8 protein-coding genes are annotated in these 25,396 nt (G+C 76.0%); 1 reads left to right on the top strand and 7 read right to left on the bottom strand.

What is annotated here, in order from left to right; all coding sequences use genetic code 11:
* The first annotated feature begins 114 nt into the window (after positions 1–114).
* Positions 115–1,002 (top strand): redoxin family protein, encoded by an 888-nt coding sequence (locus AB0F68_RS05885; RefSeq protein ID WP_357333217.1) that lies wholly within the window; start codon positions 115–117, stop codon positions 1,000–1,002.
* 14 nt (positions 1,003–1,016) lie between these two features.
* On the opposite strand, the gene AB0F68_RS05880 is transcribed toward AB0F68_RS05885, so the two are convergent.
* The 7 genes from AB0F68_RS05880 to AB0F68_RS05850 all read right to left on the bottom strand — a co-directional run bounded on the left by AB0F68_RS05880 (position 1,017) and on the right by AB0F68_RS05850 (position 25,372).
* Complete coding sequence (locus tag AB0F68_RS05880; protein ID WP_357333216.1) at positions 1,017–1,733, bottom strand: DUF1223 domain-containing protein; 717 nt, start codon at positions 1,731–1,733, stop codon at positions 1,017–1,019.
* An 86-nt stretch (positions 1,734–1,819) separates the two neighbouring features.
* On the bottom strand, positions 1,820–2,992 hold the full coding sequence (locus tag AB0F68_RS05875) for an aminotransferase class I/II-fold pyridoxal phosphate-dependent enzyme (RefSeq protein ID WP_357333215.1): 1,173 nt from the start codon (positions 2,990–2,992) through the stop codon (positions 1,820–1,822).
* Positions 2,989–8,268, bottom strand: a complete 5,280-nt coding sequence (locus tag AB0F68_RS05870) for an amino acid adenylation domain-containing protein (RefSeq protein ID WP_357333214.1) — start codon at positions 8,266–8,268, stop codon at positions 2,989–2,991. Before AB0F68_RS05870 ends, AB0F68_RS05875 begins: the two co-directional genes overlap by 4 nt.
* Positions 8,265–9,281 carry a TauD/TfdA family dioxygenase gene (locus AB0F68_RS05865; RefSeq protein ID WP_357333213.1) on the bottom strand — a complete coding sequence of 339 codons (1,017 nt, stop codon included), beginning with the start codon at positions 9,279–9,281 and terminating at the stop codon, positions 8,265–8,267. Before AB0F68_RS05865 ends, AB0F68_RS05870 begins: the two co-directional genes overlap by 4 nt.
* Positions 9,278–10,342 (bottom strand): TauD/TfdA family dioxygenase, encoded by a 1,065-nt coding sequence (locus AB0F68_RS05860; protein ID WP_357333212.1) that lies wholly within the window; start codon positions 10,340–10,342, stop codon positions 9,278–9,280. Before AB0F68_RS05860 ends, AB0F68_RS05865 begins: the two co-directional genes overlap by 4 nt.
* Positions 10,335–13,514: an amino acid adenylation domain-containing protein gene (locus AB0F68_RS05855; protein ID WP_357333211.1), complete on the bottom strand. Its 3,180-nt coding sequence runs from the start codon at positions 13,512–13,514 to the stop codon at positions 10,335–10,337. Before AB0F68_RS05855 ends, AB0F68_RS05860 begins: the two co-directional genes overlap by 8 nt.
* Positions 13,511–25,372: an amino acid adenylation domain-containing protein gene (locus AB0F68_RS05850; protein ID WP_357333210.1), complete on the bottom strand. Its 11,862-nt coding sequence runs from the start codon at positions 25,370–25,372 to the stop codon at positions 13,511–13,513. Before AB0F68_RS05850 ends, AB0F68_RS05855 begins: the two co-directional genes overlap by 4 nt.
* Positions 25,373–25,396 lie beyond the last annotated feature (24 nt).

Genomic DNA, 25,396 nt, shown 5'->3' with positions numbered 1-25,396 from the left:
CCGGCCGGCGCAGCGGAGTACCCCGTCCGGCCCGTCGCACGCGACACCGACGGGGCCCGGCGCGAAGTCCGCGTTCCGTCTCGCCCGGTCCTGCCCGCGGATAGCGTGCTTGACATGGCGCGGCAGATCCCCGCTCTCGACGTCCAGCGGTGGGTGAACTCGCCCCCGTTGACCCCGGAGGCGCTGCACGGCCGGGTGGTTCTGGTCGACATCTGGGAGTACACCTGCGTCAACTGGATCCGCACCGCGCCGTATGTGAAGGCGTGGCACCGCGACTACGCGGACCTGGGCCTGACCGTCATCGGGGTGCACGCGCCCGAGTTCGAGTTCGGCCGGCACGCGGAGCACATCGACCGGGCGATCCGCGACCACGGGCTCACCTATCCCGTCGCGCTCGACAACGACTTCACCTTCTGGCGGGCCCTCGGCAACGACGCCTGGCCGGCGAAGTACCTCTTCGACGCGGACGGGCGATTCGTCGAGCGGTGGGTCGGGGAGGGCGACTACGAGCGGGTCGAGTCGGAGATCCGGCGACTCCTCGAGATCAGGGCGCCCGGCACCGCGCTGCCGCCGGTCAGCCCCGAGGTCTCGGCGTTCGTCACGGGCGGCCAGCCCTCCTACGTCGGCATCACGCCCGAGACGTACCTCGGCGCTGACCGGGGCGTGCCGGGCACGTTCAGCCTGGCCGGTGACTGGCGCAGCGGCGGCGAGTACGTCGAGCTGAGCAGCGGCGGGGGCGAACTCGCCCTGCCCTTCAACGCCGGGGAGGTGAACCTCGTCGTCGATCCGGGACCCACCGGGCAGGCGCCGGTTCAGGTGCTGCTCGACGGGATGCCGATCGGCGCGGAGCGGGGCGCCGACGTGGGGCCGGACGCGATCGCGCGGATCGACCGGCCGGCCATGTTCCGGTTGGTCGCCGGCGCGTCCCGGGACGACCACCTGCTGAACCTGCTCACCGACCGGCCCGGCTTCCGCGCGTACGTCTTCACCTTCGGGCCGTGACGCGGCGCCGCGGCTCAGGCCGACAGGTCGACGGCGGCGGCGCCGACGACGGCCCGCTCGCCCTCCTGCTGCACGTAACCCACCACCGAGGCGTGCCGGGAATCGAGGTCCGGCGGCACCGCCAGGTCCACCCGCCCCTGCTCGGCGCCGAGGCCCACCGAGGTGAAGGCCCGCACCACGTTGTCCTGCCGCAGCCGGCGCCCGGCGTTCTCGCCCCGCGGGACGTCGTTCTCCAAACCCCGTTCCACGACCGCCACGTGCAACATGCCCCGCGCCGGTGGCCGCTCGGCCTGGTAGTCCACCACCACGTGCCCGTCGCCCGCGTCGCCGACCGACAGGGCGAGCGGCGTGGTGGCCCCCGCCGACAGCGCGGACGCGATGGCCTCGCCCGCCCGCCGGCGGTCGGAGCCGACGAACTCGGTGGTGCCGTTGACCACCATCTGCGGCGTGTACAGGTGTCCGGTGCCGAACGCCCGCGCGTACGCCTCCTGCCGCGCCGTGTAGGCCCCGGCGGCGTAGGGGTCGGGCCAGCCCAGGTGGTCCCAGTAGTCGACGTGGAAGGCGAGGGCGAACACGGGCTCGCCCCGCTTCCTGGCGTCCCGCTCGATCTCGGTCAGCACCTCCTCGGCGGGCGGGCAGCTCTCGCAGCCCTGCGAGGTGAACAGCTCCACGACGGCGAAGCCGCCGTTGCCCGACGGTGGCGGCGACCCGGTGGGCGAGGGGTCCGTCATGGCCTGGCTCCTTCGTCCGTCGGTCCTGCTGGCGGCACTCCGATTCCCGCTGGCGTCGGGACCATTCCTGAGGCGGGCCTCCAGCGTCAGGCCGGCGCCCCGTCCAGCGCCGCGCGGAAGTCGTCCACCAGGTCGGCGGTGTCCTCGATGCCGGTGGAGACCCGGACCAGGCCGTCCCCGATGCCGGCGGCGGCCAGTTGCTCCGCGTCCACGATCCCCGCCCACATTGACCGGGGATGCACCACCAGCGTGCTGACGCTGCCCAGGCTGGCCGCCCGCTTGGCCAGCCGCAGCCCGGCCAGCAGCGCCGCGGCCCCCGCCCGGCCGGCCGCCAGTTCGACACCGAGCACCCCGCCGAAGCCGGTCATCTGCCGGCGCGCGAGGGCGTGCTGGGGGTGCGACGGGAGCCCCGGGTAGCGGACCCGGGCGACCGCCGGGTGCCCCTCCAGGGCCCGGGCCAGGGCGAGGGCGTTCGCGTTGTGCCGCTCCACGCGCAGCGGAAGCGTGCGGATGCCGCGCAGCAGCAGCCAGGCGTCGACCGGGCCGAGGGTGCTGCCGATGACGATCGCCGTCTGCCACACCCGCTCGACCAGCCCAGCGGGGCCGACGACCACCCCGGCCGACACGTCGGAGTGGCCGCCGAGGAACTTCGTGCCGCTGTGCCAGACCAGGTCCGCCCCGGCGCTGAGGGGGCGCTGGTTGACCGGTGTGGCGAAGGTGTTGTCGACCACCACCAGCGCGCCCGCGGCGTGGGCCGACGCGACCACGGCCGCCAGGTCGGTCAGCTCCAGCAGCGGGTTGCTCGGCGTCTCCACCAGCACGAGGCGGGTCTGCGGGCGCAGCGCCCGCGCGAACGCCCCGCTGTCGGTCTGGTCGACCTGGGTGCAGGAGACCCCGAAGCGCGGCAGCAGGCCGGTGGCGAGCGAGGTGGTGCCCCCGTACGTGCTGCGCTGCACCACCACGTGGTCGCCGGCGGAGAGCAGGGCCAGCGCGATGGTGCTGATCGCGCCCATGCCGGAGGCGGTGACCAGGCCCGTCTCCGCGCCCTCCAGTTCGGCGACCACGGCGGCCACCTGGGCGTGGTTGGGGTTGCCGTAGCGGGTGTAGAAGGCGCTGCCCCGGGCCTCGGTGGCGATCTCGGTGAACCGCTCGTCGGACTCGGCGCTGAAGGTCGCGCTCTGCACGATCGGCGGCGCCACCGCCCCGCCGGGCACCAGGCCGTCGTCGCCGTGCACGGCGGCCGTGCCGAGGCCGGTCACGAGCGCGCCACCCGGTCCACCAGCGCGCCGTAGCTGCCCAGCGCCGCGAACTCGGGCAGCGTGAGGTCGCTGCCGTGGCGCTGCCGCAGAACGGTGACCAGCCGCAGGGCGCGCAGCGAGTCCCCGCCGGCGGCCAGGAAGTCGGCGGCCGGGTCGCGCGGCGCGGACCCGAGCACCTCCTGCCAGGCCCCGGCCACCCGGGCGGCCCACTCGCTCCGCGCGTCGCCGGCCGCCGGCCCGGTCGGGGCGACGGGCGGCAGCGGCGCGGTCGGGTCGGCGGCCAGCAGCCGGCGGAAGCCGTCGGCGAAGGCGTCCACCCGCTCCGCGGGGACGTGCCGGTGGTCGTACTGGACGGTGAGCGCGAGGCGGCCGGTTCCGGCGTCCAGTTCGGCGTCGACGGCCAGGCTGAACGCCACGTCGACCGTGACGCCCCGGCTGTCCACGATCCGGCTGCCGCCGTCGGCCGGGCCGGTCGGGAAGTGGGTCCAGTTGAAGAAGTGGTCGAAGCGGGGACCGGCCCCGCCGGCGCGGACGATCTCGGCGAGCGGGAAGCGGTGGTGGCCCATCAGCTCCCGCTCGGCCCGCCACACCTCGGCGGCCAGCTCGGCCGGGGACCGGGTGCCCAGGGCCACGCTCACCGGCAGGGTGTTGAGGAACAGCCCGAGGGTGGCGTCGCTGCCCTCGCCCTCCGGCCGGCCGCCCACCACCAGGCCGCTGACCACGTCGTCCCGGCCGGCGAGTTCGCCGATCAGCCGCAGGTGGACGGCGAGCAGCCAGGACTTGACGGGCACCCCGGCGGCCCGGGCCGCCTCGGTGACCGTCTCGGTGCTGCCCGCCCTCAGCGGCACCCGCTGGGTGGTGGTGGTCCGCGGCTGCGCCCCGCCGAGCAGCAGCGGCGGCACCGCGCCGGCCCCGTCCAGCCAGAACCGGCGGGTGACCGGGTCGGCCGGGGCCCGCCGCTCGGCCGCCACGTACTCCCGGAACGGCAGGCCGGCATCGGCCGGCCGGGGCTCGCCGGCCCGCTCCCGGTCGTACCCGGCGAGCAGGTCGGTGAGGAACCGGTGCAGGCTCCAGCCGTCGAGGATGCCGTGGTACTCGGCGACGATCAGGGTGAACGCGTCGGCCTCCTCCCCGACGGCGTGCAGGCGCAGCAGCGGCGGGCGGGCCCAGTCGAAGGGGCGTACCCGCTCCTCGGCGACGAGGTCGTCGATCCGCGCCCGGCGGGTCTGCGCGTCCGCGCCGGCCAGGTCGGTCACCGGCACCTCGACCGGCACCTCCGCGTGCACCAGTTGCAACGGCTCGGCGTACGTGCCCAGCGCGAACCCGGTGCGCAGCACCGGATGGGCGGCCACCAGAACGGCCAGCGCGCGGCGCAGCGCCGCCGCGTCCAGCGGCGCGGCGACCCGGTGCGCGGTGACGTTGTGGTACATGGCCGGGTCGCCGGTCAGCTCGCCGTGGTAGACCATGCCCTGCTGGAGGACCGTCATCGGGTACGCGTCGGCGAGCCCGTCGGGCAGCCGCTCCCGGTCGGCGGCGGTCACCAGCGCGAACCGCCCGGTGTCCGCCGGCCCGGTGGTCCCGACCCCGTCCACGGTGAGCTGCCCGTGCTCGACCAGCTCGCGGATCGTCTGGTGGGTGAAGATGTCGTTGAGCTGGAAGGACAGCCCCCGCTTCTGCGCCGCCACCTGCATCTGGATGCTGCGGATCGAGTCGCCGCCGAGGGCGAAGAAGCTGTCGGTGACCCCGAAGTCGGCCACCCCGAGCACCTCGCGCCACGCCTCGACGAGGATCTCCTCGGCCCGGTTGGCCGGCGTGACCGTCGCGCCGGCGGCCGGCCGGTCGAGCCGGGGCGCCGGCAGCGCGGCCCGGTCGAGCTTGCCGTTGCGGGTCAGCGGCAGCTCGTCGAGGAGCACCACCGCGGCCGGGACCAGGTGGGCGGGGAGCCGGTCGGCGAGCCAGCCGGAGAGCCGCTCCGCCAGCGGGCCGGCCGCCGGCGGGGCCGCCGTGACCACCGCCGGGCGCGGGTCGGCGGCGTACTCGGGGCGCACGGCGTGCAGGGTGTGCCGGTCGGTGCCGGTGAGCAGGTCGTCCTGGCGGGTGACCACGGTGAAGCCGCGACCCTCGAAGAACGCGACCAGCTCGGCCAGCCGGCCCGCCGTCTCGGTGCCGGGCGCGTCGTGCACCTCCATGGCGACCTGCGCGATCAGCGGCCAGTGCCGGTCCGCCAGCCCGGCCAGCACGTCCGCCTCGGCGCGCTGCACGTCGATCTTCAGCAGGTCGACCCGCGCCGGGGCCAGTTCGTCGAGGACGGCCGAGAGCGGCCGGACGGGCACGGTGAGCTGCCGGCCGGCGAAGCGTTCGGCGAGCAGCTCGTCGACCCGGTCGAGCAGCACGTCCCGCCCGTCGGCGCCGGCGTCCCGCTCGTTGGTCAGGTACCGCTTGATCACCGCCACCTCGGCGTCCGGGTCGGCGTACGCGGCGTGGCCGGACATCATCGAGTAGCCCGGGTAGTAGGTGAAGGAGTCCTCCCCGGCCGCCCGGGACAGCCCGAACCCGTGCACCGTGGCCGGCACGCCGAACTCGGCGACGTTGCGCCGCAGCAGGTCGACCACCGACGGCACCGGCTCGAACGCGTGGATCGTGGCGTCCGGGCAGACGGAGTGGACGAAGAGCGAGAACATGCCGATGTTCGCGCCCACGTCGAGCACGGTCGCCCCGGGCCGCAGCACGATGCCGTCGCGCAGATAGACCTGCTGGACGAAGATCTCGTCGTACAGGTAGCGGGTCTCGTGCGGGTTGACCCCGGCGATCCGCTCGACGTCGACCGTCGTCGCCGGGCTGCTGCCGGGCCGGACGTAGACGACGAGCCGGTCGCCGTACCCGTCGTCGTCGCGGGCGACCACGGCGGCGTCGGCGACCTCGGGGTGCCCGCGCAGGACGGCGGCGACCTCGCCCGGCTCCACCCGGAAGCCGTGGATCTTCACCTGGTCGTCCAGGCGGCCCAGGTAGCGCAGCCGCCGGTCGGCGTCGAAGCGGACCCGGTCGCCGGTCCGGTACACCCGTTCGGTGCGCCCCGACGGCAGGGTCACCTCGACGAACCGGCGCGCCGTGGCCTCCGGATCGCCCAGGTACCCGTCGGCGAGCTGCGGGCCGCTGACGCAGAGTTCCCCGGCCACGCCCGGCGGCACCGGCCGCAACCGCTCGTCGAGCACCCGGACCGCCACGCCGGGCAGCGGCCGGCCGATCGTCGGGGCGTCGCCGGCGCGGATCTCCGCCACGCTGGTGTCCACCGTGCACTCGGTCGGGCCGTACAGGTTGACCGCGCGGACGCCGGGCAGCGCCGCCACCGTCTCCCACAGGTCCGACGGGACGGCCTCGCCGCCGAGCAGCAGCAGGCCGGGCAGCCGGACGTTGCCGGCCCCGGCGAGCAGGATGCGCAGCTGGGAGGGGGTCAGGTCGAGCACGTCCACGTCGTGGTCGGCCAGCGCGGCGGCGAGCGCCGCCCCGTCCCGGCGGACCTCCTCGGGCACCAGGTAGAGGCTGCGGCCGTGGCCGAGCTGCACGAGCTGCTTCACCGAGGCGTCGAAGGTGAGCGGGGCGTTCACCGCCACCCGCAGCCCCGGGCGGCTGCCCGCGTACACGGTCTGTTCCAGCGCGCCGGCGAGGTGCGCGGCGGCGCCGTGCGACACCCGCACGGGGCGGGGCGTGCCGGTGGAGCCGGACGTGAAGATCACGTACGCCGGGTCCGCCGGGGCCGGCGGCGGGGGCGGCGGGCCTCCGGCCGCGACCAGTTCCTCGGCGGTCACGGTCGTCGGGCCGCCGGCGCCGACCACGACCTCCGCGCCGATCGCGCGGAGCTGGGCGGCAAGGCGCGGCGCCGGCGCGTCCGGGTCCAGCGGCACGAACACCGCGCCGGCCCGCAGCACGCCGAGGAAGGCCACCACGGTGTCCCGGGAGCGGGCGGCCAGCACCCCGACCGGGGCGCCGGCCAGGCCGCGCGCGGCCAGCGCGCCGGCCACCCGCACGGCCCGTTCCCGCAGTTCACCGACGGTGTACCCGCCGTCCGCGGCGACCACCGCCGGGGCGCCCTGGTCCATCCCGGCGAGGCCCGCGTCGAGCAGGTCGACGAGGGTACGCCCCGGCGCCCCGGACGCCGTGCCGGCCGCGTCGCCCAGCCAGCCGGCCTCCCCGTCGCCGAGCACGGCCAGCGCGGCGTCCCCGGTGAGGGCGGCGGGCAGGGTGCGCAGGATCGCCAGCAGCGTGTCGAGCAGCCACTGCCCGCCGACCACCCGCAGGGTGACCCGGTCGCCGTCGATCAACGCGGTGAGCTGCGGACCGGCGGCGGGCGGCCGGTCGGCGACCGTCACCGTGGCGCCACCGAGGCCGGCCACGGTTGCCGGGTCCACGGCCGGCAGCAGCGCGAAGCCGGCGACCGCCCCGGTCTGCTCGTCCACCGGGTCGACCAGGTGGAACGTCTCCTCGGCGGCGGCCTCGGCGGCGCGCACCCCGGCCAGCAGGTCGGCGGGGGCGGCCGGCAGCGGCAGGGCCAGCCGCAGCGGGCCGTAGCCGCCCAGCGGTCCAACCACCTCGGCGGTGCCGTCGGCCTGCCGGCCGTCGCTCCACCGGGCCAGCACCAGGTCCGCCTCGTCGGCCCCGTCCGGCGCCTCGGCCCGGCGGGACACCGCGAGGGCCCAGGCGGCGAGCAGCACGCTGGCCGGCTCGACGTCCGCGGCCCGGGCGGCGTCGGCCAGCGTGGCGGTGGGCACCGTCGCGGTGACCACCGCGCTGGGGTCGTCGCCGTGCGGGGTGACCAGCCGGGCGGCCGGCGCGGCGGGCTCGGCGGCGGGGGCCTGCTCCCGCTCTTCGAGCTGCCACTCGGCGACGTCGAGGAACTGGAGCGCCTCCGGGTCCTCCGGCAGCGCCTCGCCGGCGTAGGCCCGGGCCAGGTCGGCGAGGACCAGCCGCAGGCTGGCCGGGTCGGCGATCAGCGGGGTGGCGGCCAGCTCCAGCGCGTCGTCGGTCAGCGTGACCGACAGGTCGCCCTGCGCGCCGACCGTCACCGCCCGGCTGTCGTCCACGTCCTGCAACGGCACCCGCAACCCGGGGTGGTGCACCAGGGTCAGCCGCAGCGCCTCGTGCCGGGCCACCACCGTGTCGACGGCGGCCTGCAACCGTGCCCGGTCCAGCGGCCGGTCGAGCCGGACCCGCGCCCGGACCAGGTCCTGCTTCCCGGACCAGGCCAGGCGCTGGATCGGCGACAGACGGTATCCGTTCACAACACACTCCGGTTGACGTAGAGGTCGGACATGGCGACCAGGATCTGCCGGTCGCCGCGGAAGGGTTCCCGGCCGTGGGTGGCCAGGAAGTTGTCCACCACCAGCACGTCGCCGCGCTGCCAGGGCACCGAGACGGCGTGCCGCCGGTACAGCTCGCGGATGCCGGTCACCACCTCGTCGGGGATCGGCTCGCCGTCGCCGTAGTAGGCGTTGCGGGGCAGCCCGTCCGGGCCGTACTCGCGCAGCAGCGCGCCGGACACCTCCGCGGGCATGTTGGAGACGTGGAACAGGTGGGCGTGGTTGAACCAGACCGTCTCCCCGGTACGCGGGTGCGTGGCGACCGCCTGCCGCCGGGCCCGGGTGCGCAGCCCGTCACCGCCCAGCCAGGTGAACTCGGTCGCCGAGGCGGCGCAGTACGCCTCCACCTCCGCCCGGTCGGTGGTCTGGAACGCCTCCTGCCAGGGCAGGTCCAGGTGCGGGCCGTAGTTGCGCACGTAGCTGACGCCGGCGCGGAGGAACCGCTCGCGCACGTCGGCGGGGATCAGCGGGGTGAGGACCCGCTCGCTGGCCAGCGGGGTGGCCCCGCCGCTGCCGGTGGCCGGCTGCGCGCACCAGAAGTAGAGGTGGGTGGGCCAGTTGTGCGAGTAGGACATCTCGTGGTGCAGCGGGATCCACTGCTCGGCGTTGAACTCGGTGGAGGTGAAGACCCGGTCGGCGACCTCGTGCCGGGGGGCGGCCCGCTCCAGGTAGCCGAGCAGGTCCGGGCTGACCGCCCGGGCGGCCTGGCTGAAGTCGTCGGGGGTGCGTACCTCGAAGCCGCGGAAGAACACCGCGCCGTAGGTGTCCAGGTCCGCCAGCAGCTCCGCGCGGCGCCCGGCGAGCCAGCCGGCCAGGTCGAGGTCGGGCACGGCGGCCTCGACGAGCAGCACGAACCGCTCGTCGGCGAGCACCCGCCGGGTCACTGGTGCGGTGACGGTGCCGGTGGCGCGCCGCCGGGGCGCCGGCCCGCTCATGCCCGGCCTCCCGCCGGCACGGTGCTCGCCGCCGCCTCGGTCAGCTCTGGGGCGGCGACCGGGTCGGACATCGCGGTGAGGATCCGGCGGGGCGGGGTGAACGGCTCCCGGGCGTGCGCCGCCAGCATGTTCTCGACCAGCAGCACGTCGCCGCGCTGCCAGGCGAAGGCGCGGGTCTCCGCGGCGTACGCGGCGCGCAGCTCGGCCAGCACCTCGTCGGGGATGGGCGTGCCGTCGCCGTACGCGGTCTGGTAGGGCAGGTCCTCCTCGCCGAGGGCGGCCCGCAGGCCGGCGCTGACGTCGTCGGGCAGCGAGGTGACGTGGAAGAACAGCGCGTGGTTGAACCAGGTCCGCTCCCCGGTGACCGGGTGGCGGCGCACCGCCGGGCGGACCTGCCGGGTACGCAGCTGCCGGTCGCCCACCCACTCCACGTCGATCAGCGCCCGGGCGCAGTACGCCTCGACCTCCTCCCGCCGCTCGGTCTGGAACGCGGTCTGCCAGGAGAGGCTGATGCCGGGCAGGTAGTTGCGCCGGTAGAGCACCCCGCGCCGCTCGAACCCGGCGACCGTCTCCGGCCGGAGCCGGGCGAGCACCCGGCGGCTGTCCGCGAGCGGTGTACGCCCGCCGGCGCCCGGCTCGACCTCGCAGTGGAAGACGATGCGCAGCGGCCAGTTCACCGTGTACGACTGCTCGTTGTGCAGCACGATCGGCTGGTCGGCGGGGTGTTCGGTGGAGGTGTACACCCCCTCGGTGACCTGGCTGCGGGGTGAGGAGCGTTCGCCGTAGGAGAGCACGTCGTCGGAGAGCGCGGCCATCACGGTGCGGAAGTCGTCGGCGCCGGCCACGGCGAAGCCGCGGAACAGCACCGCCCCGGCCCGGCGGGCCAGCTCGTCGACCTGGTCGCGGTGGCCGGCCAGCCAGCCGGGCAGGTCGACGTCGGGCACGTTGGCCCGCACCAGCGCCGGCAGCGGGCCCCCGGGCCAGTCCGGTCGGACGTCCACCAGGTTCCGCTCGCGGCCGCGACGGGGGATGGTCCGCGCGACCCGGTTCTGCTCAGTCATCTCTCTCACTCCCAGCGGTGTCGGCGCAGTCGGCGAGACTGCGCCGGGGGTCGGCGGCGGCGGTACGCAGCACCCCGGTGAACCGGCGGTGCCACGCGACCACGCCGTCGTGGTCGAACAGGTCGGTGCGGTAGGTCCAGAGCGCCGCCGGCCCGTCCCGCCGCTCGTCGAGCCAGAGGGTCAGGTCGAGGCGGGCGGTGTCCGGGGTGAGTTCCACGCCGGTGAACTCGACGCCGGCCGCGTCGCGGTGCCGGGCCGGCGGGGCGTTCTGCACCCCGAAGGCGACTTGGACGAGGGGGTTGCGCCGCGGTCGGCGGGTGGGCCGGAGCCGCTCCACCAGCAGGTCGAAGGGGACGTCCTGATGCGCGGCGGCGAACAGGGTGACCCGGCGGGCCTCGGCGAGCAGGTCGGTGAAGCGGCGGTCGGGCGCCGGGCGCAGCCGTAGCGGCAGGGTGTTGACGTGGCAGCCGACGCTCTCCTCGGCGGCGAGGCTGGTCCGGCCGGCGAAGGCGACGCCGACGAGCAGGTCGCGCCGGCCGGTGGCGGCGCCGAGCAGGGCGGCGAACGCGGCCAGCCCCACCATGTGCAGGCTGACCCGCTCGGCCCGGGCCAGCTCCCGCGCCGCCCGGGCGGTGGCCGCGTCCAGCGTGGTCCGCAGCGCCCCACCGGGCGGCGGGCCGTGGCCGGGGTCCGGCCGGGTGGGGGCGGCGGCCCGGTCCCGCCGGGCCGGGGCGGCGGGCAGGTCGAGCAGGTCGGGGGCGTCGCGCAGCTCCGCCACCACGTCCGCCACCGCCTGCCGCCCGGCCGGCCCGGCCAGCCAGTCCCGCTCGGCCACGGCGAACGCCGCCGGGCCGGCCGCCGGGGGTTCGGGCGCCGCCGTGAGGTCGCCCTCGCGGTCGTACGCCCGGGCCAGGTCCCGCACGAGCACGCCGAACGACCAGTCGTCGCAGATGATGTGGTGCACGACCAGCAGCAGCGCCAGTGCGCGGCCGGTGTCGTCCGGCACCAGGTGGGCGCGGAGCAGCGGGCCGGCGGCCAGGTCCATGGGGGCCCGGGTGGCGTCGGCGGCGAGCCGGCGGAGTCGCTCGTCGAGCGGCGTGCCCGGGTCGGCCGGGGCGACGACCGGCGCCGGGTTGGCGGCGGGGCGGACGTGCTGCACCGGCCCGTCCGGGCCGGATGGGAAGACCGTACGCAGGGCCGGATGCCGGTCGACCACCCGGCGCAGCGCCCGGGCCAGCCGGTCCGGGTCCAGCGGCGTGCCGAACCGGACCGCGAAGGCCAGCAGGTAGGAGGTGTCGGACGGGTCGAGGCGGTGCAGGAACCAGAGCCGGGTCTGCGCGGCCGAGAGCGGGGCGGGCCCGGTCGGCGCCGGGCCGGCCGGTTCCGCGACCGGCTCCGGGTCGGCGGCCAGCCCGTCGAGGTGGGCGGCCAGCGCGGCGACCGTCGGGTGGGCGAAGAGGTCGCCCGGTCGGACCGGCCGGCCGGTGGCGGCGGCCAGCCGGGTGGCGCAGCGGACCGCCAGCAGGGAGTCGCCACCCAGGGCGAGGAAGTCGCTGTCGGCGCCGGTGACCGGCACCCCGAGCAGCTCGCGCCAGGTCGCGGCCACCGTGCCGGCCGTGCCGTCGAGCGCGTCGTCGGCCCCGGCGCCGTCGCCGAGGGTAGGGGCGGGCAGGGCCGCGCGGTCCACCTTGCCGTTGGGCAGGGTGGGCAGCCGGTCCAGCCAGACCAGGATCGCGGGGACCAGCGGCGCCGGCAGCACCTCGGCCAGCCGGACCCGGTGGTCGTCGCGCCGCTCGCCCACCAGGTAGCCGACCAGCAGCGGGTCCCCGCTCGGTCCCGGCCGAACGGCGGCGGTCGCCTCGCGTACCGCGGGCAGGGCGGCGAGGCGGGCGGCCACCTCGCCCAGCTCGATCCGGTAGCCGCGGAGCTTCACCTGGTCGTCGAGCCGGCCCAGGTAGGCGAGCTGGCCGTCCGGCCGCAGCCGGACCCGGTCGCCGGTGCGGTACATCCGCTCGCCGGGCCGGAACGGGTCGGGCAGGAACCGGGCCCGGGTCTCCTCCGGCCGGTCGAGATAGCCGCGGGCCAGGCCCGCCCCGGCCAGGTGGAGTTCGCCCGGCTCGCCCGGCGGGACCGGCCGCCCGTCGGGGTCGAGGACGTAGGCGCGGGTCTGCGGCAGCGGCCGGCCGATCGGCGGGTCTCCGCTGTCCGGGGGCACCTCCGCCCAGGTGGAGTAGGTGGTGTCCTCCGACGGTCCGTAGAGGTTGCAGAGCCGGCGGACGTGCGGGCGGGACCACACGCGGGCGGCCAGCGCGGCGGTCAGCGGCTCGCCGGCCAGGCAGACCGTCCGTACGCTCGCCGGCAGGGCCTCCGCGGTGAGCAGCTCGCCCATCGCGGAGGGCACGGTGTTGACCAGGGTGACGGGCAGCCGCTCCGCCCCGGGTGCGGCGAGGGCCAGCACGTCGTCGACCAGCAGCACCCGGCCGCCCCAGCAGAGCGGGCCGAAGATCTCGAAGATGGACAGGTCGAAGCAGACCGAGGTGGCGGCGAGCAGGCCGCCCAGTTCGGCGTCGTCGAAGCTCTGCCGCACCCAGTGCATGAGCACCGACGCCGAGCGGTGCTCGATGGCCACGCCCTTGGGCCGCCCGGTCGAGCCGGAGGTGTAGATGACGTAGGCCAGGTCCGCGGGCGTCGCCGGCACGGCCGGGTCGGTGGCGTCCCCGTCCCGGTCGAGCCGATCGACCGGGAGGGCCGTGTCGGGGAACCGGTCGGCGAGGTCGGCGCGGGTGAGCACCAGCCGCATCCCGGAGTCGGCGGTCATGAACGCCACCCGGGCCGGCGGGTACGCCGGGTCCAACGGCACGTAGGCGGCGCCGGCCTTGAGCACGGCGAGCAGGGCGACCACCAGCTCGGGCGTGCGCGGAAGGCAGACACCGACCCGGTCCTCCCGGGTGACCCCCCGCCGGAGCAGCACCCGGGCGAGCCGGTTCGCCGCCTCGTCGAGTTCCCGGTAGGAGAGCGCGCGGTCGCCGTGCCGGACCGCCTCCGCCTCCGGGGTGCGGGCCGCCTGCGCCGCCACCATCCGGTGCAGGCAGTCCACGGTGGCCGGACCGCCGCTCGCGCACGGGCCGGTGCTCCGGCGCCTCGGGCCGGCGGGCCGGGTGGGGGCGCTCACCGGCGTGACCCTCCGCCGCGGTGCAGCGTGAGCTGGCGGTCGGCCGCCTCCTGGAGGCGGTCCTTGTCGGCGAGGATGACGCTGCCCGGGTCGTTGTCCGGTAGTTCGTCCTCGACGTCGCGGATCGGCCGGTACGCGATGCCCGCGGCGGCCAGGGCGAGGGCGCATAGGCCGGCCACGATCGCCGCGAGGGCCATGCCCCGCCCCGGTCCGGTGCCGACGACGCCGGCCAGCACGCCGCCGGAGGAGACCAGCGGAGCGAAGACGTGCTCGGCGAGCGGGCCCGCGGTGAGGAAACCGGCCGGCACCATCAGCCAGGACAGCATCTGCCCCATGGACAGCACCCGGCCCTGGAGTTCGAGCCCCACCTTGGCCTGCACGATGGCCAGCCAGTGGGTGTTCACCAGCGCGGTGGCCAGGCCCATCCCGAACAGGCCGAGCGCCGGGAACAGCGGGCTCGGGTGCAGGCCGACGGTGAGCAGCGAGACGCCCAGCAGCACGACGCTGGCCAGGATGCCGGTGGTCCGCCGGGCCGTGCCGCCCCACACGCCCATCACCACCGAGCCGACCACCATGCCGACGCCGCTGGCGGCGAGCACCCGGCCGAGCACCGCCGGGTCGCCGAACGACAGGGTCAGCGGGGTGACCAGGACCTCCACCATGGCGAAGAAGTAGTTCAGCGAGGCGACCAGCACGACCAGGGCGACCAGGCCGTGTCGGCGGACGATGAACCGCCAGCCGCCGAGAACCTCCCGCCGGAACGGCTCCTCCCGCTTGACGAACAGGGTGTCCGGGAAGCGGACCGACAGGGTGACGAGCACCGCGACCGCGAAGGTGAGCAGGTCGATGACGACGATGCCGCGCAGCCCGACCGCGATCACCAGCGCGCCGCCGACCAGCGGCGCCAGCACGGTGCTCGTCGCCGTGGCGAGGGAGACGATGCCGTTGGCGCGCCCGTAGTACCGCTTCGGCACCAGTTGCGTGACGGCCGCCAGGTAGGCGGGTTGCTGGAAGGCGGTGGCCACCGCGGTGACCGTGATCGCGGTGAACACATGCCAGAGCTGGAGCTGGCCGAGCCAGAGCAGCAGCGCGAGGCTCACCGTGCCGGTGGCGGCCAGGCAGTCCGCGAGGATCATGATGCGTCTTCGGTCCCACCGGTCGGCGAGCGCGCCGGCGATGGGGGAGAGGACCACGGCGGGCAGCAGCGCCAGCACGGTGGCCGTGGCGAACAGCGACACCGACCCGGTGCGCTGGTAGACCCAGAGGCTCATGCCGAAGCCGGTCAGCCCGCTGCCGATCAGCGAGACCAGCTGACCGATCGCGACCAGGTAGAACACCGCCAGGCTGGGCATCGCGCGGCGGGTGGCCGCCGGCTGTTCGCGCGGTGGCGTGGGCGCCGCCTCGGTCGCCGGGCGGGCGGGCTCGGCCGGCTGCTCCACCGGCGGGGCGCAGTGCGCCAGGATGATGCTCGCCAGCTCGGCCGGCTGGTGCTTGGCGAAGTAGTGCCCGGCGCCCTCGATGACCTCCAGCGAGACCCGGTCGGCGAAGAACTCCCACTCCAGGTACCGCTCCTGGTACAGCTCCGTGGCGCGGTCGCCGCTGCCGACGACGCAGACCAGCGGCACCGCCAGCTTCCGGGGCAGGCCGCCGGCATAGACGTCGGTGTAGTAGTCCTCACCCTTCGCCGCGTCGGCCAGGACCACGCGCATCACGAAGTCCTTCTCGTTCTCGTCGAAGACCTCGGTGAAGAAGCCCATGGCGCGCAGCGACTCCAGCGTCCGCCGCTTCGACATCCAGCGCTCCATGGGGAACCACCGCCGCAGCCAGGAGAACACCCGGCCGGGCAGCCGTGGGGCGGGGAAGTGGGCGCCGATGACCACCCCGGTCAGTTCGACGCCGGCCGCCTCCAGCCGGCGGGCCAGCTCGACCGCCTCGGCGCCGCCCACGCAGTGCCCGTACACCGCCACCGGGCCGGTGATGCCCTCGACCACCTCGGCCACGCAGCGGTCCACCAGCTCGTCCAGGTCGAGCAGGGATTCGTCCGGGCGGTTCAGGTCGTGACCGGGACGCTCCAGGGCGTAGAGCGAGACGCCCGGCGGGAGGGCGTCGGCGAGGGGCTGGAAGGTGATCGCGCTGCCGCCGCCGAACGGTACGCAGACCAGCGTCAGCGTCGTCGGCGTACCGGGCCGGGCCGGGGTCAGCTCGTGCAGCAGCCGCCCGACGGATCCTCCGGTCGCGTCCAGGTGCTCGGTCAACCCCCGGATCGTCGGGTGGCGGAACAGGTCGAGGACGCTGATCGCCGGGTCGCTGCCGGCCAGCGCCTTGATGGCCTTGAAGGAGTCGCCGCCGAGGTCGAAGAAGTCGTCGTCGATGCCGACGCTGTCGTACCCGAGCACCGCCGCCCACCGCTCGGCAAGGGCCTTGCGCAGCGGGGTGTCCGGCGGGGTGGCGCCGACGGCGGCGCCGCCGCGGCGGGGCGCGGGCAGGGCCGCCCGGTCGACCTTGCGGTTGGCGTTGAGCGGCATCCGGTCGAGCACCACGAACGCCGACGGCACCATGTAGTCCGGCAGGTAGGTGCGGGCGAAGGCCCGCCACGGCGCCGGGTCGGCGTCGAAGTCGGCGGTGACCTCCGGTGCGGGCTGCGCCGGGTCGGCGTCGGGCCCGGCCAGCGTCAGGTAGGCCACGATGGACTTCTCGGCCTCGTCCTCGCGGACCACGACGGCGGCGTCGCGCACCGACTCGTGGCGGCGCAGCACCGCCTCGATCTCGCCGAGTTCGATGCGGAACCCGCGCACCTTGACCTGCGAGTCGCTGCGTCCGACGAACTCGATGCGGCCATCGGCCAGGCGTCGGCCGAGGTCACCGGTGCGGTAGAGCCGGCCGCCGCCGCCCGGCTCCGGCACGAACCGCTGCGCGGTCAGTGCCGGGTCGCCGTGGTAGTCGCGGGCCAGCCCGGCGCCGCCGAGGTACAGCTCACCCAGCGCCCCGACCGGGGTGGGGGACAGCTGCCCGTCGAGCACGTGGACGCGCATGTTGCCGATCGGGCGGCCGATGGTGAGGTGCGTGAAGCCGGGCTCGACTTGGTCCATGGTGGCCCAGACGGCGGCCTCGGTCGGGCCGTAGAGGTTCCACAACGCGTCCACCCGCTCGGCCAGTTGCCGGGCCAGCGGCGCGGACACCGCCTCGCCGCCGCAGACGGCGGTCAGGCCGGGCGTCCCGGTCCAGCCGGACTCGATCAGCAGCCGCCAGGTCGCCGGGGTGCCCTGGGCCAGGGTGACCCGCTCCGCGCGCAGCAGGTCGGCCAGCCGGGGCGCGTCATAGCCGACGTCGCGACCCACCAGCAGCATCCGGGCGCCGACCACCAGGGGCAGGAACAGCTCCGGCACCGACATGTCGAAGGCGAAACTCGCCATCGCGAGCATGGTGCCGTCGCCGGTCAGGCCCGGCCGTTCCCGCATGGTCGCCAGCGTGTTCACCACGGCGCCGTGGGTCACCCGGACGCCCTTGGGGCGGCCCGTCGAGCCGGACGTGTAGATGACGTACGCGAGGTCGTCCGGCCCGGCCAGCGGCTCGGGGTCGGTCTCCGGCTCCGCGTCCAGCGCCGTGCCGGCGGGCACCACCTCGCCGGCGAAGTCGGCGAACCGGCCGGCGAGATCCGCCTCGGTGACCAGCACCCGGGCGTCGCTGTGCGCCAGCACGTACCGCTGCCGCTCGATCGGGTAGTCGGGATCCACCGGGACGTACGCGCCGCCGGCCTTGAGCACGCCGAGCAGGGTGACCGGCAGTTCGGGCGAGCGGCGCAGGCAGACTGCCACCGTGACGTCCGGGCCGACGCCGGCCCGGCGGAGCCGGTGCGCGAGCCGGTTGGCCCGGGCGTTCAGTGCGGCGTAGCTGAGCGTGGTGGCGCCGAACGTCACGGCGGGCCGGTCGGGGCGCGTCGCGACCTGGTGGGCGATCAGCTCGACCAGGGTCGGCCGGCCCGGCACCGGCCAGCCCGCATCGGTGGCGGTGTCGTTCCACTCGGCGACCCGGGCCAGCTCGGCGGGGGTGAGCACGGCCAGTTCCGCCAGCCGGACGCCGGGGTCGGCGACGGCCGCGGCGAGCAGCGTCTCGAGGTGCCCCATCATCCGCTCGGCGGTCTCCGCGTCGAACAGCGCGGTGTTGTACTCCAGCCGGAACCGCAGCCCCTCGTCCACCTCGTACGCGTAGAGGGCCAAGTCCTGCTGGGCGATGCCCGGCTCGACGGCGAACGGGACCATCCGCAGCCCGGCCGTGCCCAGGTCCCGCTGCTCGGGAACGTTCAGCAGGTTGAACATCACCTGGAACAGCGGGTTCCGGCTGAGGTCCCGGGGCGCGTCGACGAGATCCACCAGCCGCTCGAACGGCACCTCCTGGTGGTCGTACGCGCCCAGCGCCGTGCGGCGCACCTCGGTGAGCAGCTCAGCGAAGGTCCAGTCGCCGTCGAGCACGGTGCGCAGCGGCAGCATGTTGACGAAGAAGCCGACCATCGGCTCGAGTTCGGCGCGGACCCGCCCGGCAACCGGCGTGCCGACGCAGATGTCGCGCTGGCCGGTGTAGCGCCACAGCAGGGCCTTCAGCGCGGCCAGCACGGTCATGGCGAGCGTGGCGCCCCGGGTCTGGCTGAACCGGCGCAGCTCGTCGGCGGTCTCCGGGGGCAGGACCCGGGTGCTGACCGCGCCGTCGAAGGTCTGCACCGGCGGCCGGGCCCGGTCGGTGGGCACCTCCAGCACGTTCGCCACCCCGTCGAGCTGCCGGCGCCAGTAACGCAGGTCGTCGCTGTCCGGGTCGGCCAGCCGGCCGCGCTGCCAGCGCGCGTAGTCGCCGTACTGGACGGGCAGGTCGGGCAGCGGCGCCGGGCTGCCGTCGCGGGCGGCCGCGTAGAGGGTGGCGAGTTCGCCGGCGATGATGCCGAGCGACCACCCGTCGGAGACGTTGTGGTGCATGGTCAGCGAGAGCACGTGCCGGTCGTCGGCGACCCGGAGCAGCACGGCCCGGAACAGCGGGCCGCCGGCCAGGTCGAACGGGCGCCGCACGTCGGCGGCCAGCGCCGCGTGCACCCACCCGGGCACCGCGTCGGCGACCGCCGACTCCACGATGCTCCGCGGAGCCGCGTCGTCCGCCCCGGCCGGCGCGGAGACGACCGGCAGCTCGACCGGGCCGGCCGGCCGCACCTGCTGGACCGGGTCGCCGTCGGGTCCGAGCGGGAACACGGTACGCAGCGACTCGTGCCGCCGGACCAGTTCGGCCAGCGCCCCGCGCAGCGCGTCCAGGTCGATTTCGCCGTCCAGCAGCAGCGCCGTGGCGACCGTGTAGGCGTTCTGCGCGTACGCCTGGTCGAGGAACCAGAGCCGGTGCTGCCCGGAGGAGAGCGGCGCCGGTCCGGCGCCGGGGTCGGCGCGGGGGATGGCCGGCTCGGCCGGCGCGGCGGCGACCGGCTCGAGCACGGCGGGCGCGGCGGGTGCGGTGGCGGTGGCGGGCAGCGCCGCCGCGATGCCCGCGACGGTCGGCTGCGCGAAGACCGTCTCCAGCGGCAGCGCCACGCCGAGCCTTGCCCGCAGCCGGACCACGACCTGGGTGGCGAGCAGCGAATGCCCGCCCAGCTCGAAGAAGTTGTCGTGCGCCCCGATCGGCCGGATGCCGAGCAGCTCGGCCCAGATCTCCGCCACGCACTCCTGGGCCGGGGTGCCCGGGGCGACGTAGGCCGTGCTGAGCGCCGGCCGGTTGCCGGCGTCGACCGGCTCGGCGGCGTCCGGCTCGGCCGGCGCGTCCGGTGCGGCGGGCGCGGGAAGGGCCGCAGCCGCCGGACGCGTCGCCGCCTCCACCCAGTACCGGTGCCGCTCGAACGGGTAGCCCGGCAGGACCAGCCGGCGGCGCCCGCCACCGTGGAAGCGGGTCCAGTCGACCGGTGCGCCGGCCAGCCACAGCCGGCCGACCGCGTCGAGCAGCGTGGTGAGGTCGTCGGCGTCGGTGCGCGGATGCCGCATGGCCGCCACCGCCTGGGTGGGCCGCAGGCCGGCCAGCCGGGCCAGGCCGCCGAGGGCGTGCCCCGGGCCCAGTTCGGCGAGGACCACGTCCTGCTCGGCGAGGAGCGCCGCCGACTCGGCGAACCGCACCGGCTCGCGCATGTGCCGCACCCAGTACGCCGGATCGGTGACCTGCCCGGGGACGACGGGGCCGCCGGTCAGGTTGCTCAGGTAGGGGCGCTCGGGCTCGTGGTAGGTGATCCGGCCGGCCTGCTCGGCGAACTCGTCGAGCACCGGGTCGAGCAGGGCGGAGTGGTAGCCGCGGGCGACCCGCAGCGGCCGGCAGTCGACCCCGTCGCCGGTCAGCCGCTCGCGCAGCGCCCCGATCGCCTCCGGGTCGCCGGAGAGCACGCACAGCTCCGGGGCGTTGACCGCGGCCAGCGACACCCGGTCGTCCAGCAGCGCGGCCACCGCCGTCTCGGGCAGGCTCACGGCGAGCATCGCCCCGGCCGGGGTCCGCCCGACCAGCGCGCCCCGGGCGCAGACCAGGCGCAGCGCGTCGGCCAGGGAGAAGACCCCGGCGAGGCAGGCGGCGACGTACTCGCCGAGGCTGTGCCCCACCATCAGGTCCGGGGTCACGCCCCGGGCGAGCAGCGACCGGGCGAGCGCGTAGCTCGTGACGAAGAGCGCGGGCTGGACCAGCCGGGGCTCCGCGAGCAGCCGCTCGGCCTCCGCGTGACCGCCGGGCGCGGGGCAGAGCAGGGTACGCAGGTCGAGCCCCAGGTCGTCGCGGACCAGGTCGGCGCACTCGTCCACCACGGCCCGGTAGGTCGGCTCCGCGCGGGACAGGCCGGCGCCCATCGCCACGTGCTGGGCGCCGTGCCCGGGAAAGGCGAACACCAGCGGCCGCCGGCCGCCGGGATGGGTGCCGGTGAACTGCCGCTGCGGCGCGTCGAGGGCGGCCAGCGCGTCGGCCCGGTCCGTCGCGACGAGGAACCGCCGGTGCGTCATCGACTGGCGCCGGCCCAGGCCGGCCGTGACGTCCCCGAGGTCAACCTCGGGCCGCGCGTCGAGCCAGTCGCGGAGCCGGCGCGTCTGCCGCTCCAGCGATTCGGCCGAGCGGGCCGAGACGACCAGCAGGTGCGGCCCGGCGGCGGGTGTGCCCTTCGGTTCGGCCGGCGTGGCCGGCGGCTCCTCCAGCACCACGTGGGCGTTGGTGCCGCCCATGCCGAACGAGCTGACGCCGGCCCGGCGCGGGCCGTCGGCGGTCCACGGGCGGGCGCTGTCGTTGAGGTAGAACGGGCTGCCCGCGAAGTCGATGGCCGGGTTGGGTCGGCTGACGTTGATGGTCGGGGGCAGCGTCCGGCTGTGCAGCGCCAGGACCGTCTTGATCAGACCGGCGACCCCGGCGGCGGCGTCGGTGTGCCCGATGTTGGCCTTGACCGAGCCGAGGGCGCAGAAGCCGCGGTCGTCGGTGCCGCGCCGGAACGCCTCGGTCAGCGCGGCCACCTCGATCGGGTCGCCGAGGCTGGTGCCCGTCCCGTGCGCCTCCACGTAGCTCACCGAGCGGGGGTCCACCCCGGCCGTGGCCAGCGCGCTGCTGACCACCTCGACCTGACCCGCGACGCCGGGCGCCGTGTAGCCGGTGCGGCGCGCCCCGTCGTTGTTGACCGCGGAGCCGCGGATCACCGCGTAGACCGTGTCGCCGGCCGCGACCGCGTCCTCCAGCCGCTTCAGCACGACGATGCCGACCCCGCTGGATTCGATGCTGCCGCGGGCGTCCGCGCTGAACGGGCGGCAGTGCCCGTCGGGGGAGTAGATCCCGCCGTCGTGGTAGAGGTAGCCGCGGCGCTGTGCCGGGAAGATGCTGACCCCGCCGGCCAGCACCAGGTCGGACTCGCCGGTCAGCAGGCTCTGCCGGCCGAGGTGCACGGCCACCAGCGAGGTCGAGCAGGCCGTGGCGACGGTGACCGCCGGCCCGGTGAGGTCGAGCTTGTAGGCGACCCGGCTGAGCAGGAAGTCCTTGTCGTTGCTGATCGACAGCTGGTGCTCGCCGATGGCGCTGGCCAGCTCGGGGTGACCACTCAGGTGGTCGAGCAGGTAGCTGCTGCGGCCCGACCCGGCGAAGAGGCCGATCCGGCCGGGATGGCCGGCCGGGTCGTGGCCGGCGTGCTCCAGCGCGTGCCAGGCGCACTCCAGCAGCAGCCGGTGCTGCGGGTCGAGGGTCTGCGCCTCCCGGGGCGTGATCCCGAAGAAGGCCGCGTCGAACTCGTCGATCCCGGGCAGCCAGGTGCCGGCCCGGACGTACGCCGGGTCGTCGAGCCGGCCGGGATCCGCACCGTCGGCGAGCATCTCCTCGACGCTGAACTCGCGGACGGACTCCACCCCGCTGCTGATGTTCTGCCAGTACTCGTCGACGGTCCGCGCGCCGGGAAAGCGGCAGGCCATGCCGACCACCGCGATCAGGCCGCCCGGCTGCCCCGTGTCGTCGCGCGCGCCGGCGCGGGGCCGGGCGATCCGTTCCGGGGCGGGGGCCGGCGCGGTCGTCCCGGTGGTGGCGGTGGCGAGGAACGTGGCCAGGGCGTCGACCGTCGGGTGCCGGAAGAGGTCGGTGACCGTGAGCACGTCGCCGAGCCGGTCGCGCAGCCGGTCGAGGACGGCCAGCAGCCGCATCGAGTGGCCGCCGAGGTCGAAGAAGTTGTCCGCCACCCCGACCCGGTCGACGCCGAGCACCTCGCGCCACACGTCCACGACCAGCCGCTCCAGGCGTACCCGGGCGACGTCCCAGCGGGCCGGAGCGGGCGCGGCCACCGGCAGTTCGGGGGCCGCGGGCTCGGGCGTGGACCGCTGCCGGGGCACGTTGGCGGCGCGTCCGGGAGCGGGCAGCGCGGCGGCGTCCACCTTCCCGTTCCGGGTCAGCGGCAGCGCGTCGAGCCGGACGAACGCGGCGGGCACCAGGTAGGACGGCAGTTCGGCGGCGAGCGCCGCCCGCAGGGCCGCGACGTCGGTCTCCGCCCCGCCCCCGAGGTACGCGACGAGCCGCGGGTCGTCGGGGTCGTCTCGCAGCTGCACCGTCACGTCGAGCTCCGGCCGGCAGCGCCGGACGGCCGCCTCGATCTCGCCGCACTCCACCCGGTAGCCGCGCAGCTTGACCTGGTGGTCGGTGCGGCCCAGGTATTCGAGGTGCCCGTCGGGGCGCAGGCGGACGAGGTCGCCGGTGCGGTAGAGCCGGGCGCCGGGGACGCCCGAGAACGGGTCCGGGACGAACCGCTCGGCGGTCAGGCCCGGCTGGTGCAGGTAGCCGCGCGCCACCCCGGCCCCGCCGACGTACAGCTCGCCGACCACGCCCGCCGGGACCGGGTTCTGCCACCCGTCCAGCACGTACAGCCGGGTGTTGGCGATCGGCCGGCCGATCGGGACGGAGCCCTCGGCCGGCGAGCCCGGGTCGACCTCGTACGCGGCGCAGCCGACCACGGTCTCGGTCGGCCCGTACTCGTTGACCAGCGCGGTGCCGGGCGCGTGGGCCCGCCACGGCGCCACCTGGTCGGCGCGCAGGTTCTCGCCGCCAATCACGAAGCACCGGGTGCGGCCGGCCAGCTCGGCGGGGCGGAGCTGGTGGCGGACCAGGTCGAGCTGGGCCGGGGTGATCTTGACCAGCCCGAAGGGGGTCCGCTGGTCGCGCAGCGCTTCGCCCAGCGCCTCGGGGCCGAGGTGCTCGCCGATCATCCGGACCGTGGCCCCGCCGGCCAGCGGGACCAGCAGGCTCGTCACGGTGAGGTCGAATCCGATGGACGAGTGCAGGGGCACGGTGTCCCCGGGCCGCAGCCGGTAGGCCTGGGCCGCCCAGCGCACGTAGTTGCACACCCCGCCGTGGGTGACCATGACGCCCTTCGGCCGGCCGGTGGAGCCGGAGGTGTGGATGACGTAGGCCAGGTCGTCCGCCGACGGCTGGGGCCGGCGCCGAGGCCGCCGCCGCGGCCCGCCGCCGGCGCCGCGGCCGGGCTCGACCGGCGGGACCGGCGCGTCCGGCCCGGGCACCAGCAGCGCCGTGCCGTCGGGCACCAGGTGCGCCAGTTCGGCGCAGGTGAGCACCACCGGGGCGGCCGTGTCCTCGACCAGGTACCGCAGCCGGGCCGGCGGGTTGGCCGGATCCATGGGTACGTAGGCCGCGCCGGCCTTCAGCACGGCGAGCACCGCCACGGCGAACGGGACCGCGCGCGGCAGGAGCACCCCCACCAGGCTGCCGATGCCGACGCCCCGCCCGCGCAGCGTCTCCGCCAGCGCCTCGGCTCGAATGTGCAGCTCGTGGTAGCTCAGTGCGCCGTCGCCGTCGGTCACCGCCACGCCGGCGGGGGTCTCCCGCGCCTGCCGCTCGATCAGCAGGTGGACCAGGTCGTCCGGCTCGGCCGGGGTGGCCGTGCGGTTCCAGTCCCCGACGAGCTGCCGGTGCTCGTCCGGGGTGAGCATCGCGGCCGAGCCGACCGGCGCGCCCGGATCGGCCACCAGCGACCGCAGCAGCGTCTGGAAGTGTCCGGCGAGGCGGACCATCGCGTCGGAGTCGAACAGGTCGGTGCGGTACTCCAGCGCGGTCCGCAGGCCGTCGGCGTTCTCCCGGACCGAGACGGTGAGGTCGAACTTGGCGGTGTCGACGGGCACCTCGACCGGGGTGACCTCGAGGTCGTCCAGGCGCGGGGGCGTCGCCTCCCGGCCGTAGACGAACATCACCTGGAAGAGCGGGGTGAAGCCGGGCCGGCGCGCCGGACGCAGCGCCTCGAGCACCGTCCCGAAGGGCAGCTCCTCCCTGCTCAGGCCCTCCAGGGCGGCGGTACGCACCCGCCCCAGCAGCGTCTCGAACGACGGGTTGTCGTCCAGCCGGGCCCGGACGGCGACCGTGTTCAGCAGCAGCCCGACGAGCCGCTGCGTCTCGGCCCGCCGACGGTTGGCCACCGGCGTGCCCACCACGATGTCGCGCTGCCCCGTCCAGCGGGCCAGCAGCACGTGCAGCGCGGCCAGCATGACCATGTACGGGGACACCCGCATCCGCTGGCACAGCGCGGTCAGCGCGTCGGCGTCGACGTCCAGCGGCACCGACAGGGTGGCTCCCGCGCTGGACGGTACGGCGGGGCGTGGGCCGCGGGTGGGCAGTTCCAGCACGGCCGGCGCGTCCGCGAGCTGCCCGCGCCAGTAGTCGAGCTGGGCGGCCGCCTCCGGACCGGCGAGCCAGTCCCGCTGCCGGACCGCGTGCTCGCGGTGGTCGCCGTCGACCGGGTCGAGGCCGGCCGGCCGCCCCGCCCGGTGTGCGGCGTACAGGCGTTCCCACTCGTCGTGGAGGATGCCGAGCGACCACTCGTCGACCGCGACGTGGTGGAAGGTCAGCAGGAGGACGTGCTGCTCCGGCCCGCAGCGCAGCAGCAGGGCCCGCAGCACCGGCCCGTGTTCCAGGTCGATCGGGGTGCCCGCCTCGGCGTGCATCCGGGCCCGCAGCTCCTGGTCGCGCTGCCAGGTGGGCAGCCCGCTGAGGTCGTGCACCCGCAGCAGCCCCGGGCGCGGCTCGTGGACCACCTGGACCAGGCGCCGCGCCGGGTCGTCGCCCGGCTCTCCGGCCGGCTCGTCCGCGGCCGCCGCCAGGGTGGTGCGCAGGGCGGCGTGCCGGGCCACCAGCCCGTCGAGCGCCGCCGACAGGGCCGCCACGTCGAGCGGACCGTGCAGCCGGTACGCCAGCGGCACCAGGTAGCTGGTCGCCCCGGGGTCGAGGCGGCTGAGCTGCCACATCTGGCGCTGCGCGGCCGAGGCCGGTGCCGGGACGCCGCCCGGCGGGTCGTCCCGGAGCGGGGTGTCCGGCGTGGTCCGCCGGGACCTCAGGACGTCGGTCATCGCGTCCGCCTCCTCTGCTCGCGC

Source organism: Micromonospora sp. NPDC023966, from assembly GCF_040639095.1.
In the GTDB taxonomy this organism is placed as follows: Bacteria; Actinomycetota; Actinomycetes; order Mycobacteriales; family Micromonosporaceae; genus Micromonospora.
Note: the sequence above shows the minus strand (reverse complement) of the source record. Positions and strands in the feature narration are given on the sequence as shown.